We start from the raw sequence: 12967 nt of genomic DNA, 5'->3' as shown, positions 1-12967 counted from the left end.
ATTCTTTTTCTGACGCCACCGGTGCCGTCAGCTCGATAAAGCCGGCGGCTTCACGCGGCGGCGATTCGGGCGATGACACCGATTCGCCCTTGAGCTTGCGCCGCCAGTTGCCCAGCGTGCTCAGCGCAAGCCCACGCGTGCGGCAGAACGCTTCTTGGTTCTGCCCGCTTTGCGCCCACTCTTCAATCAACGCGCGCCAATCCGACTCGCTGCGTCGGACGTAACGAACTCTGCCCATTCCTGTTTCCATCGCATCGCTCCGTTTCAGTCGATGCGTGCAGGCTAATGGCCAATGATCCGCGCGAATAGGACGCTGCGGTTTGAACGCTTACGCTGCCGCCAGCATCTCTGTCATCGTCGGTCTCCATCGACACGACGACAGATTGCCTCATCCTGTTTGGTTCCGGCTATGCCGGCTTAGGGGTTCGATACCTGCGTTGAATCAGGCGAATCAGGCGCTCCTGTTCCCCCTCGCCGCACGCACGCAGAAGTCTGCAATCGCATCGATCAGCGCGTGAGCGTCACTGGCCTTGGACGATGGCGCCACCGGACGCACCAGGGCTTCGGTGAACGCGCCGACGATGCAGGCTGCGCTGACCTCGACGGACTGCTCGGGAAACTCGCCGCTGGCGACGCCGGCGCGCAGTACGTCCTTGAACACTTCGCCGAACCGCTGTCGGCAGACGATACGGGCGGCTTCGACTTCGGGGTCGGTCGGTTCGGCGATGAAGGCGTAGGCGAGGTATGGACCCTGCAGGGCGCGCGCTGCGAAGGATTCCACCGCGGCGCGCAGGCGTTCGATGGCCGGCGCCGGTCGGTCCACGATCTCGCGCAGGATCGACACTTCATGGGTGACGGCCTCGTCCAGCACTTCCACGAACAGGTCTTTCTTGGACGGGAAGTAGCGATACATTGCGCCGGTGGACAAGCCAGCCTCCGCCGCCACCGCGCTGATCGACGCGGCGCGGAAGCCGCCGCTCGCCACCAGTCGACGCGCGGAACGCAGGATGCGCTGGCGATTGTCGGCCAGTCGTTCCTGCATCAGCGGCGAGCGTTGGTAAGCCATGATGTGAATCTCAATTGTTTTTTGTGAATCATATTTCACTTTTTGATGCGTGGCGCCTAGAATCCGTCGTGCCGGGCACATTCCACTGAGCCGCCAAACCCGGCAGGTGTCGCTGCGCAGCTATAGATCGTGGGACACACACACAAGGGTGGCCAGCACGGAGCGAGTCCCGGATGAGCGCAAGCCTGAATTTCGATCTTGGCGATGAGGTCGACCAACTGCGAGAGATCACGCAGAAGTTCGCGCAGCGCGAGATCGTGCCGCTGGCGGCGAAGACCGACCAGGACAATGCCTTTCCGATGCCGTTGTGGCGCAAGTTCGGCGAACTGGGCGTGCTGGGTCTGACAGTGGAGCCCGAATACGGCGGTACCGAGATGGGCTATCTCGCGCACGTGGTGGCAATGGAGGAAATCTCCCGTGCCAGCGCCTCGATCGGCCTGTCCTACGGCGCGCATTCGAACCTGTGCGTGAACCAGTTGCGCAAGAACGGCAGCGAGGCGCAGAAGCGACGCTACCTGCCGAAGTTGATCAGTGGCGAGCATGTCGGGGCCCTGGCGATGTCCGAGCCCGGGGCGGGCTCGGACGTGGTGTCGATGCGCCTGCGCGCGGACCGCAAGGGTGATCGCTATGTGCTCAACGGCAGCAAGATGTGGATTACCAATGGTCCGGACGCGGACACCTTGATCGTCTACGCCAAGACCGATCCCGGCGCTGGCGCGCGCGGCATCACCGCCTTCCTGATCGAGAAGGGCTTTGCCGGATTTTCCACGGCGCAGAAGCTCGACAAGCTCGGCATGCGCGGCTCCAACACCTGCGAGCTGGTGTTCGAGGATTGCGAGGTGCCGCAAGACAATGTACTGGGCGAGGTGGGACGCGGCGTCAATGTGTTGATGTCCGGCCTGGACTACGAACGGGTGGTCCTGTCCGGTGGGCCGCTGGGCATCATGGCCGCCTGCCTCGACGCAGTGCTGCCGTACGTGCACGAACGCAAGCAGTTCGGCCAGGCGATCGGCGAATTCCAGTTGATGCAGGGCAAGCTGGCGGACATGTATGTGGGCTTCAACGCCTGCCGTGCCTATGTCTACGCCGTGGCCAAGGCCTGTGATCGCGGCGAGACCACGCGCAAGGATGCGGCTGGCGCGATTCTGTATTCGGCTGAAAAGGCCACCTGGATGGCCGGGCAGGCGATTCAGGCTTTGGGCGGCAACGGTTACATCAACGAGTTTCCGGCGGGCCGATTGTGGCGCGACGCCAAGCTCTATGAAATCGGTGCCGGGACCTCGGAAATCCGCCGCATGCTGATCGGCCGCGAACTCTTCGGCGAGACGCTCGGGTGAGCATCATCCAATCGAAATTGCGGACATCCAGCGAGGAGTTCCGCACCAATGCTGCGGGCATGAAGACGCAGGTGGACGGACTGCGCGAGGCCATGCAGCGCGTGGCGCAGGGCGAGTCCGAAGCGGCGCGGGCCAAGCATGTGGCACGCGGCAAGCTGCTGGTGCGCGAGCGCATCGACGGTCTGCTGGACGCCGGTTCGCCGTTCCTGGAACTGTCGTCGCTGGCGGCCTGGGGCATGTACGGCGGGGAGATTTCCAGTGCCGGCGTGGTGGCCGGCATCGGCCGCATCAGCGGTCGGGAATGCGTGATCGTGGCCAACGACGCGACGGTCAAGGGCGGCACCTACTACCCGATGACCGTCAAGAAGCATCTGCGCGCCCAGGAAATCGCGCGCGAGAACAATCTGCCCTGCGTTTATCTTGTCGATTCCGGTGGTGCCTTCCTGCCGATGCAGGACGAGGTGTTTCCGGACAAGGAGCACTTCGGCCGCATCTTCTTCAATCAGGCCAATCTTTCGGCGCAGGGCATACCGCAGATCGCCTGCGTGATGGGCTCGTGCACCGCTGGCGGCGCCTATGTGCCGGCGATGTCCGACGAAACCGTGATCGTGCGCAATCAGGGCACGATCTTTCTCGGCGGTCCGCCCCTGGTGAAGGCCGCCACCGGCGAGGTGGTGAGCGCCGAGGATCTCGGCGGTGCCGATGTGCACACGCGCCTGTCCGGCGTGGCCGACCATCTGGCTGAAAACGATCACCATGCGCTGTCGCTGGTGCGCCGTCTCGTGTCCAATCTCAATCGCTGCAAGCAGCCGGGCGTGGACCTGCAGGTACCGGAAGCGCCGCTTTACGATCCGGAAGAAATCTACGGCGTGATTCCGGCGGATGCGCGCAAGCCCTATGACGTGCGTGAAATCATCGCGCGTCTGGTCGACGGTTCACGCCTGGATGAATTCAAGGCACGTTACGGCGCCACCCTGCTGACCGGCTTCGCACACATTCATGGTTATCCGGTGGGCATCGTCGCCAACAACGGCATCCTGTTTGCCGAGTCCGCACAGAAGGGCGCGCACTTCATCGAGCTGTGTGCGCAGCGCGGCATTCCGCTGCTGTTCCTGCAGAACATTTCCGGCTTCATGGTCGGCCGCAAGTACGAGAACGGCGGCATCGCCAAGGACGGCGCCAAGTTGGTCACGGCTGTGGCGACTGCGCAGGTGCCGAAGTTCACGGTGCTGGTCGGTGGCTCCTTCGGCGCCGGCAACTATGGCATGTGCGGCCGCGCTTACTCGCCGCGTTTCCTCTGGAGCTGGCCGAATTCGCGAATCTCGGTGATGGGCGGCGAGCAGGCCGCGAGTGTGCTCGCCACCGTGCGCCGCGACGCGCTGGAAGCCAAGGGGCGACTCTGGAGCGCCGACGACGAAACCGCGTTCCGCGAGCCGATCCGCAGTCAGTTCGATCTGCAGAGCGATCCGTACTACGCCACGGCGCGGCTCTGGGACGACGGCATCATCGACCCCGCACAGACGCGCCGCACGCTGGCGCTGGGCCTGTCGGCCGCGCTCAATGCGCCGATTCCGCAGACGCGCTTCGGCGTGTTCCGGATGTGATGGAGCGCCCTGCGATGAGAGTTTCCAGGAGCGAGGTCGACGCCATCTTCGGCACGCGCAGCTTGTTGTCGGGGAGCACATTCTGATGTTCGGAAAAGTACTGATCGCCAATCGTGGCGAAATCGCCTGCCGCATCATCAGGACCTGCCGCCGCCTCGGCATTCGCAGCGTGGCGGTGTATTCGGAGGCCGATGCCGAGGCGCGCCATGTGCGGCTCGCCGACGAAGCCTATTGCGTCGGGCCGGCCGCCTCCAAGGACAGCTACCTGCAGGTGCCGAACATCCTCGACGCGGCACGTTGCAGCGGCGCCGAGGCGATCCATCCCGGCTACGGCTTCCTGTCCGAGAACGAGGGTTTCGCGCGCGCCTGTGCCGAGGCTGGCGTCGTCTTCATCGGCCCGCCGGTCGAGGCGATTCAGGCCATGGGCTCCAAGTCCGCGGCCAAGGCCTTGATGCACGCTGCCGGTGTGCCGCTGGTGCCCGGTTACCACGGCGATGCGCAGGAGCCGGCGCTGCTGCAGGCCAAGGCCGACGAAATCGGCTACCCGGTGCTGATCAAGGCCTCGGCCGGTGGCGGCGGCAAGGGCATGCGCGTGGTCGAAGGCAGCGGCGAGTTTGCCGCCGCGCTGGCGTCCTGCAAGCGCGAGGCGCGGGCCAGTTTCGGTGACGAGCAGGTATTGATCGAGAAGTATCTGCAGCAGCCACGCCACATCGAAATTCAGGTGTTCGGCGACAGCCAGGGCTCGGTCATCAGCCTGCACGAGCGCGACTGCTCGGCGCAGCGACGCCACCAGAAAGTGGTCGAGGAAGCACCGGCGCCCGGCATCGATGGCGAACGACGCGCCGCCATGGCCAAGGCCGCCTGTGATGCTGCGCGCGCCGTCCGCTACGTCGGTGCCGGCACCGTCGAGTTCATCGCGGATTCGAGCGGCCAGTTCTATTTCATGGAGATGAATACGCGTCTGCAGGTGGAGCACCCGGTGACCGAAATGATCACCGGTCTCGATCTGGTCGAATGGCAGCTGCGGATCGCCGCCGGCGAAGCGCTGCCGCTGAGCCAGGAGCAGGTGCCACTGCACGGGCATTCGATCGAAGTGCGGCTCTACGCCGAGGAGCCGGAAAAGGGCTTTCTGCCGTCGATCGGTCGCCTGGCGCTGTTCAGCACGCCGGCCGAATCGGCGCATGTGCGGATCGACAGCGGCGTTGATCAGGGCGACGAAGTCAGCCCGCACTACGATCCGATGCTGGCCAAGCTCATCGTCTGGGACGAAACCCGTGATCGCGCCATCGACCGCATGCTGGGTGCGCTCGCCGCGTTCGAGGTGGCGGGCGTGGGCAACAACGCCCGCTTTCTGGCGCGCTTGATCGACCATGTCGACTTCCGTGCCGGGCGTGTCGATACCGGTCTGATCGAACGCGAGCGCGCTATTCTGCTTGCGCCGGCTGCCGCACCGCCGCGCGAGGTATTCGAAGCTGCCGGGCTGCACCACCTGCTGGACGAAGCACGCGCACGGGCCGAGGATGCAGCCGGTTCGCTCGACCGCTGGTCACCGTGGGCACAGGCCGACGGCTGGCGCCTCAACGGGCTATCGCGGCGCAAGATCGAATGGCTTCACGCCGATGTGCACCGCGTGCTCGAAGTGGAGTACGCGCCGGAGGGTTACCGGATCGACGGTGAGGCCGCGCAGGCGCGGCTCGATGCGAGCGGCCGTTTGCAGGCCACCGTCGGCGGCCGGCATTTCAATGCGCGCGTCGTTGCGCTCGGCGAGATTCTGCAGGTCTTCATTGGCGGGAATTCGTACCGGCTGACGCGCCTCGATCCGCTGGCCCATGCCGGTGAGGAGCAGGATGCGCAGGGCGGTTTGCTGGCGCCGATGCCGGGGAAAATACTGGAGCTGCCGGCCGAAGTCGGTGTACTGGTCGACAAGGGAACACCGTTGGTGGTGATGGAGGCGATGAAGATGGAACACACGCTTTCGGCGCCGGCACGCGGCACGGTCACCGGCTTGCTCTGCGCCGTCGGCGAACAGGTTGCCGATGGCGCCGAACTGGTCGAGTTCGAGCCGGCCGAGTGAATGCGAGTGGCTGACGTTCCGCACCGCATGCGAAATCAGCCTGAAACGGGCTTGGCCTGGAGGACGAGGCGATGAACAAACAATATCCCAGTGCTGCCGCCGCGCTGGAGGGCGTGGTTCGCGACGGCATGACACTGGCGGTGGGCGGCTTCGGGCTGTGCGGGATTCCCGAGGCGCTGATCGACGCCCTGCGCGCAACCGGCTGCAAGGATCTGACGGTGATTTCGAACAATGCGGGCGTCGATGGTTTCGGCTTGGGCGTACTGCTGGAGTCGCGACAGGTCCGCAAGATGATTGCGTCCTACGTCGGCGAAAACAAGGAGTTCGAGCGGCAGTTCCTGGCCGGCGAACTGGAGTTGGAGTTCACGCCGCAGGGCAGTCTCGCCGAGAAGCTGCGGGCTGGCGGCGCCGGGATTCCGGCGTTCTACACCAAGACCGGGTACGGCACGCTGGTGGCCGAGGGCAAGGAGGTACGCGAGTTCGACGGCGAGCCCCACATCATGGAAAGGTGTCTGCGCGCGGACCTGTCTCTGGTGAAGGCCTGGAAGGCCGACCGCGCCGGCAATCTGGTGTTTCGCAAGACCGCGCGCAACTTCAATCCGATGTGCGCAACAGCCTCGAAGATGTGCATCGCGGAGGTCGAGCAACTGGTGGACATTGGCGAGCTCGATCCCGACATGATTCATACGCCCGGCATCTACGTGAAGCGCCTGGTACACAACCCCAGTCCTGAAAAGCGCATCGAAAAGCGCACCACGCGGGAGAGCTGAAATGGCCTGGACACGCGAACAGATGGCCAAGCGCGCGGCGCAGGAGCTGCAGGATGGCTACTACGTCAACCTTGGGATCGGTCTGCCCACCCTGATTCCAGGCTATATCCCGGAGGGCATGGACGTATGGTTGCAGAGCGAAAACGGCCTCATGGGCATCGGCCCGTATCCACTGGACAGCGAGGTCGACGCGGATCTGATCAATGCCGGTAAGCAGACGATCACCGAGCTGCCCGGCAGCGCCTATTTTTCCAGCGCGGACTCTTTCGCGATGATTCGCGGCGGGCACATCAACCTGTCGATTCTCGGCGCCATGCAGGTGTCCGAGCGTGGCGATCTGGCGAACTGGATGGTGCCCGGCAAGATGATCAAGGGCATGGGCGGTGCGATGGATCTGGTGGCCGGTGTCGAGCGCGTGGTGGTGATGATGGAACACACTGCCAAGGACGGGTCGCACAAGATCCTCGGGAACTGCGACCTCCCGCTGACCGGCGTCGCCGTGGTCGACCGCATCATTACGCAACTGGGCGTTCTGGACGTGACGCCGCAAGGCATTCGTCTGGTCGAGCTGGCGTCGGAAGTGAGCGCGGAAGAACTGCGCGCCAAGACCGGCTGTACGGTCTATTGATCGGTTCCGCTTTTCGACCGCCGGTTCGAGCCATCCTCGGCAACGGCGTCCGCATGAGTGTTGCGGCTGTACTACAATTCACGCGATTGATTCCGATTTGAACTGTTGATCGCCACGCCAACGGCGCGCGGCATGGCTATACTGCGCGCCTTAATTTCTCTCACGGGACCGGAGTCCGCTGGTGGACCACGCCAATCACGACAAGAAATTCCTCGCTACCTTCCTCACCGTTCTCGCGATTCTGGTGGGCCTTGCCTTTCTCATCGCGATCGCGGCCTCCATCGTCGATTTTTCCGCGACCAACGAAGGCATGGACCCGGCGGCCATGGCGCGGCTCGAAGAGCGCGTCAAGCCCGTCGCCATGGTCGTGACCGATCCGGCGGCGCTGATGCAGAAGACCGAAGCGAGTGCGCGCGCGCCGATGAGCGGCGAGGAAATCGTCGGCAAGGTCTGCGGCGCCTGCCATCAGGCGGGCGTGCTCGGCGCGCCCAAAATCGGAGAGGCCGCCGCCTGGAAGGCGCGCATCGATGCCCAGGGTGGCGTGGACGCCATCGTCGAGGGCGCGATCAACGGTATCAACCAGATGCCTGCACGGGGCGGTGATCCGTCGCTGTCCGACGAAGAAGTGCAAGAGGCGGTGGAGTACATGCTCGGCCAGTCCGGTCTGTAGTCACTTCTGGGGGCGCCTCACGCGAGCGGAATCAGAAACGGCCGGTTCGTCCGAGACGAGCCGGCCGTTTTGTTTTGGGCCGGATTTCCGGCGTGCACCGATTTGGCATCCAAATTGCTACAATGTGGTGCTCGGCGATTAGGGGGAATTGGGCATTCATGGAGGCAGCCTCCGCGCCGTGCATAAGTTCAGAAAATCATTGCGCAACCGATTGGGAGAGATTTACATGTTCAAAATGAAGCGAGTGGCTGCTATGGCGGCATTGTGCGCGGCGGCTGCGAGCCCCACCGCATTTGCCGGTTGGTCGGGGAACGTGGGTGCTTTCAGCGATTACAGCTTCCGCGGCCTTTCGCAGGGCAAGGGTGGCGATGCTGCGGTTCAGGGCGGTATCGATTGGGAAGGTGACAGCGGCCTGTACGCGGGCACCTGGGCATCGAACATCGGCTTCGGCGGTGGCACCGAGCAGGATTTCTATGTCGGTTTCGGCGGTTCGGTGGGTGAGCTGGGCTACGATTTCGGGGCGACCTACTATTGGTACCCGGAAGAAGATGAAACCGATTCGGATCTGAGCACGCTGGAATTCTATGTCGGTGTCTCGTTCAGCTACTTCAGCCTGTCGTATGCCTACGGCGATGAAACCAACTTCTTCATGGGCGATGGTGATGCGGAAGAGGCGGGCTATCTGTCGCTGGGTATGGAGTTGCCGATTACCGAAAAGCTTGCCTTTACTGCCAGTGTCGGCCAGTACTCGGGCGATGAGATCGAGCGTTATTTCGGCGGTGAGGAAGATTCCTACATCGACTACAGCATCGGTCTGTCCGTCGCAATCGACGACAACCTGAGCGCCAGCTTCCAGTACATCGATACCGATATCGACGTGAGTGGTTTCGAGGACGATCCCAAGTTCATCCTCGGCATGAGCTATGGATTCGATCTGTAAGGTTGGTTCGACAAGCTTCGATAAAAAAACCCGGCGAAAGCCGGGTTTTTTTTTTGGAGCCATGCATGCCGTGCTTAAGCGGACAGCGCGCGATAACGCAGCGCTTCTGCCATGTCCGCCGGCCGAATCTGAGCGCTGTCGCCAAGGTCCGCAATGGTACGCGCGACACGAACGGCGCGGTGCATGGCGCGCGCCGAAAGCACCATTTTGGACGCGTACTGCACCAATATGGATCGTGCCATTTCGCTCAGTTCAACCAGGCTGTCCAGTTCGTTTGGCAGTAACGCGGCATTGGGTCGGGCCGATCGCCGCAACTGCTGTTCGCGGGCGCGGATGACGCGGGCTCGAACCTCAGTCGTGGTTTCAGTGGCCGATGCATTGGACGGTCCACTGAGTTCCGCGGCCGGCAGCCGGGGCACCTCGATGTGCAGGTCGATACGGTCCAGCAGCGGCCCCGAGATCCGGTCCCGATAACGATGAATGCGGTCCGGCGAGCAGCGGCATTCGCGTTCGCGATCACCGCTCCAGCCGCAGGGGCAGGGGTTCATCGCCGCCACGAACTGAAACCGGGCCGGAAAATCGGCCTGCCGTCCGGCGCGCGAAATCGTGACCTGTCCCGTTTCCAATGGCTCGCGCAGCGCTTCCAGCACCTGTCGTTGAAATTCCGGAAGCTCGTCGAGAAACAGCACGCCACCATGCGCCAGCGTGATCTCGCCGGGACGCGGGTCGCTGCCGCCGCCGACCAGAGCCACGGCCGAAGCGGTGTGGTGCGGCGCGCGGTAGGGGCGTTGGCCCCAGCGGGACACGTCAAAGCCTTCTCGTGAAATGGACGCAACACTGGCGATTTCCAGAGATTCGGCAGCGTCCGGCGGTGGCAGCAGGGCTGGCAGGCGCTGTGCCAGCATGGATTTGCCGCTGCCGGGTGGTCCGACCATGAGCAGGGAATGTCCACCTGCGGCAGCGATTTCGAGCGCGCGCTTGGCCTGATGTTGCCCGCGCACGTCGGCGATATCGGCCTGTGCGAACGGTGTCGGCTCAAGCGTGGGTGGCTCGCTGCTGGCGAGCGGGCCGCGCTGCAATTGCTCGCATAGATCGCCGAGACGTTCGGCGGCGATCGCCTCGGCGGCGGGGGCGAGCGTGGCCTCGCCGAGATTATCGAGTGGCAGCAGCAGGCGTCGCCCGGCGTCCGCGGCCTTGATTGCAGCGGGCAAGGCGCCACGGATCGGCGCGATCGCGCCGGACAGACGCAGTTCGCCCAGTACCTCGATGTCGCTCAGCGATTCGTGTGGTATCTGCCGCGAAGCGGCGAGGATGCCGAGGGCGATTGCAAGATCAAAGCGTCCGCCTTCCTTGGGTAGGTCCGCCGGCGCCAGATTGATCGTGATGCGGCGCGCCGGGAACTCGTAGCCACAATTCTGTATGGCGGCGCGTACACGGTCTTTGGACTCACGAACAGCGGCCTCGGGCAGGCCGACGATCGACAGTCCTGGCAGACCGGGCGCGAGATGCACTTCCACCGTGACCGGGTCCGCCTGCAAGCCGTTCTGCGCCCGCGAGTGGACGGTTGCGAGGCTGTGCTGGGACATGAACGGCTCAGGAACCCGCGCCGCTTCAGGCGGATGTATTCGAGGCGGAGCGGGATTCCAACGCGTCGAGTCGTTGCTCCAGACGCTGCAACTTCTGTTGGGTGCGTGCCAGCAATTCCGCCTGAACGTCGAAGCGTTCGCGGGACACCAGATCGAGCCGATCTAGGTGGGCGCGCAGCACCGCCCGGAAATTATCCTCCAGCTCGCGCCTCAGGCCCTTGAGGCCTGGTGGCAGTGCCTGCGCCAATTTTGCGGCCAGCTCTTCCAGTTGCCGGCTTGTGGACATCGCGTACACCCCGAATCGGATCCAGCCTCAAGCCTAGACAAGTTACTGTCTGGACGCGAGCACAAGCCGTGATCGGCACCAGGATGGTGCGGGAAATTCCATTTCGGAACGCATGCACTGGCATGTTAGATGCATTGGGGGATAACCCGAACCCACCTCGACTGCCAGGTGGATGGGGATACGACTGGTCCAGGAGTTCTACAGATGAAACTAATTACGGCCATCATCAAGCCGTTCAAGCTTGACGAAGTGCGCGAGGCGCTTTCGGAGATCGGCGTGCAAGGGATTACCGTTACCGAGGTCAAGGGTTTCGGGCGTCAGAAAGGTCATACCGAGCTGTACAGGGGAGCGGAATATGTCGTCGACTTCCTGCCGAAAGTGAAGCTCGAAGTCGCTGTCGAAGACGAAACGCTCGACGCGGCGATCGAAGCGATCACCAAGGCGGCACACACCGGCAAGATCGGGGACGGCAAGGTGTTTGTGTTTTCGCTCGAACAGGCGGTCCGCATCCGGACCGGCGAGACCGGCAAAGACGCGCTTTGAAAATCAGGGGGACAAAAGCATGAAAACGATGCGTTTGATGTCATTGCTCGCGGCCATGATGTTGGGCTTCAGCGGGTTCGCGATGGCGCAGGATGAGATGGCGCCGGAAGCGCCGGAAACGATGGAATTGGCCGAGGAAATGGCGCCCGAGTCAACCATGGGCGAGGCACCGGCGATGGCCGAGGAAGAGGCTCCGGCGGAAATGTCCGATGCCGAAAATGCGACGGTCCAGCTCGCGTATGCGCTGGATACGTTCTACTTCCTGGTGATGGGCGCCTTCGTCATGTGGATGGCGGCCGGCTTCGCGATGCTTGAATCGGGTCTGGTCCGTGCCAAGAACACGGCCGAAATCCTGACCAAGAACATCGGCCTGTACGCCGTGGCCTGCGTCATGTACATGTTGATGGGCTACAACATCATGTATCCGGGTGATGCGATGAGCCCGTACTTCCCCGGCTTCGGCGGTTTGCTGGGCGGTGGTGACAACTCCGTCGAAGACGTGCTGGCCAGTGGTGGTGATACCTACTACTCCGGCCTGTCCGATTTCTTTTTCCAGGTCGTGTTCGTTGCGACCGCGATGTCGATCGTCTCCGGTGCGGTTGCCGAGCGCATGAAGCTGTGGGTGTTCTTCGCCTTCGCCGTCTTCATGACCGGCTTCATCTACCCGGTTCAGGGCTTCTGGAAGTGGGGCGGCGGCTTCCTCGACGCCGCCGGCTTCAACGACTTCGCAGGTTCCGGCATCGTGCATCTGTGCGGCGCTTCTGCGGCACTGGCGGGCGTACTGTTGCTCGGTCCGCGTCTCGGCAAGTATGGCGCAGACGGCAAGATCAACCCGATTCCGGGTGCGAACATGCCGATGGCCACCCTGGGTACGTTCATCCTGTGGCTGGGTTGGTTCGGCTTCAACGGTGGTTCCGAACTGGTGGTGTCGAACATCGACGAGGCCAATGCAGTGGCACGCGTCTTCGTGAACACCAACATGGCGGCGGCCGGCGGTACCATCGCCGCGCTGGTGGTGGCACGTCTGGTGTTCGGCAAGGCCGATCTCACGATGGCGCTCAACGGCGCACTCGCGGGCCTGGTCGCCATCACCGCCGAACCGCTGGCCCCGACTCCGGTCGCCGGCACGCTGATCGGGGCCGTGGGCGGCATCATCGTGGTGTTCTCGATCATCGGTCTCGACAAGCTCAAGATCGACGATCCGGTTGGTGCCATCTCGGTCCACGGCGTGGTTGGCATGTGGGGTCTGATGGCGGTGCCGATCACCAACGAGGGTGCGAGCTTCGGCGCCCAGCTTCTGGGTCTGGTCAGCATCTTCCTGTGGGTGTTCATCACCAGCCTGATCGTCTGGTTCGTCCTCAAGATGATCCTCGGTCTGCGCGTCAGCGAAGAAGAAGAACTCATGGGTACGGACCTTTCCGAATGTGGCCTCGAGGCCTATCCGGAATTCAAGCGGGAGTAAG

At 63.4% G+C, this 12967-nt stretch carries 12 protein-coding genes and 1 pseudogene; 9 read left to right on the top strand and 4 right to left on the bottom strand.

The features are described 5' to 3' along the window. Positions 1-16 precede the first annotated feature (16 nt). Together tnpA and RM530_RS07085 are read right to left on the bottom strand one after the other, a co-directional pair. Positions 17-238: pseudogene (gene tnpA, locus RM530_RS18955) on the bottom strand (IS66 family insertion sequence element accessory protein TnpA); the annotation flags it as partial. A 213-nt stretch (positions 239-451) separates the two neighbouring features. Then, on the bottom strand, positions 452-1066 hold the full coding sequence (locus RM530_RS07085) for a TetR/AcrR family transcriptional regulator (RefSeq protein WP_311364521.1): 615 nt from the start codon (positions 1064-1066) through the stop codon (positions 452-454). Positions 1067-1239: 173 nt separating this feature from the next. Between RM530_RS07085 and RM530_RS07080 the strand changes: the two genes are divergently transcribed. From RM530_RS07080 to RM530_RS07050, 7 genes are all read left to right on the top strand, one after another. Continuing rightward, positions 1240-2403 carry an isovaleryl-CoA dehydrogenase gene (locus RM530_RS07080; RefSeq protein WP_311364520.1) on the top strand — a complete coding sequence of 388 codons (1164 nt, stop codon included), beginning with the start codon at positions 1240-1242 and terminating at the stop codon, positions 2401-2403. After that, positions 2400-4007, top strand: coding sequence for a carboxyl transferase domain-containing protein (locus RM530_RS07075; RefSeq protein ID WP_311364519.1), 1608 nt, complete (start codon positions 2400-2402; stop codon positions 4005-4007). Before RM530_RS07080 ends, RM530_RS07075 begins: the two co-directional genes overlap by 4 nt. 85 nt (positions 4008-4092) lie before the next feature. Continuing rightward, on the top strand, positions 4093-6081 hold the full coding sequence (locus RM530_RS07070) for an acetyl/propionyl/methylcrotonyl-CoA carboxylase subunit alpha (protein WP_311364518.1): 1989 nt from the start codon (positions 4093-4095) through the stop codon (positions 6079-6081). A 71-nt stretch (positions 6082-6152) separates the two neighbouring features. Next, positions 6153-6851 (top strand): CoA transferase subunit A, encoded by a 699-nt coding sequence (locus RM530_RS07065; protein ID WP_311364517.1) that lies wholly within the window; start codon positions 6153-6155, stop codon positions 6849-6851. A 1-nt stretch (position 6852) separates the two neighbouring features. Further along, positions 6853-7479 (top strand): CoA transferase subunit B, encoded by a 627-nt coding sequence (locus RM530_RS07060; RefSeq protein ID WP_311364516.1) that lies wholly within the window; start codon positions 6853-6855, stop codon positions 7477-7479. 181 nt (positions 7480-7660) lie between these two features. After that, positions 7661-8149, top strand: a complete 489-nt coding sequence (locus RM530_RS07055) for a c-type cytochrome (protein ID WP_311364515.1) — start codon at positions 7661-7663, stop codon at positions 8147-8149. Between the two features lie 226 nt (positions 8150-8375). Continuing rightward, on the top strand, positions 8376-9089 hold the full coding sequence (locus RM530_RS07050) for a TorF family putative porin (RefSeq protein WP_311364514.1): 714 nt from the start codon (positions 8376-8378) through the stop codon (positions 9087-9089). A gap of 74 nt (positions 9090-9163) precedes the next feature. On the opposite strand, the gene RM530_RS07045 is transcribed toward RM530_RS07050, so the two are convergent. Continuing rightward, entirely contained in the window at positions 9164-10675 is a 1512-nt protein-coding gene (locus tag RM530_RS07045; RefSeq protein WP_311364513.1) for a YifB family Mg chelatase-like AAA ATPase, read from the bottom strand. Positions 10676-10700: 25 nt separating this feature from the next. After that, the gene (locus RM530_RS07040; protein ID WP_311364563.1) at positions 10701-10961 is read right to left on the bottom strand and encodes an accessory factor UbiK family protein; all 261 of its coding nucleotides are present in this window, start codon (positions 10959-10961) and stop codon (positions 10701-10703) included. Between the two features lie 204 nt (positions 10962-11165). Here RM530_RS07040 and glnK point away from each other — a divergent pair, with 204 nt between their 5' ends. Together glnK and RM530_RS07030 are read left to right on the top strand one after the other, a co-directional pair. Further along, the gene (gene glnK / locus RM530_RS07035) at positions 11166-11504 is read left to right on the top strand and encodes a P-II family nitrogen regulator (RefSeq protein ID WP_311364512.1); all 339 of its coding nucleotides are present in this window, start codon (positions 11166-11168) and stop codon (positions 11502-11504) included. A gap of 202 nt (positions 11505-11706) precedes the next feature. After that, positions 11707-12966 (top strand): ammonium transporter, encoded by a 1260-nt coding sequence (locus RM530_RS07030; protein WP_349256190.1) that lies wholly within the window; start codon positions 11707-11709, stop codon positions 12964-12966. Position 12967 lies beyond the last annotated feature (1 nt).

The sequence above is a fragment of the Banduia mediterranea genome (assembly GCF_031846245.1).
In the GTDB taxonomy this organism is placed as follows: Bacteria; Pseudomonadota; Gammaproteobacteria; order Nevskiales; family Nevskiaceae; genus Banduia; species Banduia mediterranea.
Note: the sequence above shows the minus strand (reverse complement) of the source record. Positions and strands in the feature narration are given on the sequence as shown.

Coding starts and splice junctions, on each gene's coding strand:
- RM530_RS07085 (WP_311364521.1), bottom strand. CDS start 1,066: ATGGCTTACCAACGCTCGCCGCTGATGCAGGAACGACTGGCCGACAAT.
- RM530_RS07080 (WP_311364520.1), top strand. CDS start 1,240: ATGAGCGCAAGCCTGAATTTCGATCTTGGCGATGAGGTCGACCAACTG.
- RM530_RS07070 (WP_311364518.1), top strand. CDS start 4,093: ATGTTCGGAAAAGTACTGATCGCCAATCGTGGCGAAATCGCCTGCCGC.
- RM530_RS07065 (WP_311364517.1), top strand. CDS start 6,153: ATGAACAAACAATATCCCAGTGCTGCCGCCGCGCTGGAGGGCGTGGTT.
- RM530_RS07060 (WP_311364516.1), top strand. CDS start 6,853: ATGGCCTGGACACGCGAACAGATGGCCAAGCGCGCGGCGCAGGAGCTG.
- RM530_RS07050 (WP_311364514.1), top strand. CDS start 8,376: ATGTTCAAAATGAAGCGAGTGGCTGCTATGGCGGCATTGTGCGCGGCG.
- RM530_RS07045 (WP_311364513.1), bottom strand. CDS start 10,675: ATGTCCCAGCACAGCCTCGCAACCGTCCACTCGCGGGCGCAGAACGGC.
- RM530_RS07040 (WP_311364563.1), bottom strand. CDS start 10,961: ATGTCCACAAGCCGGCAACTGGAAGAGCTGGCCGCAAAATTGGCGCAG.
- glnK (WP_311364512.1), top strand. CDS start 11,166: ATGAAACTAATTACGGCCATCATCAAGCCGTTCAAGCTTGACGAAGTG.
- RM530_RS07030 (WP_349256190.1), top strand. CDS start 11,707: ATGTCCGATGCCGAAAATGCGACGGTCCAGCTCGCGTATGCGCTGGAT.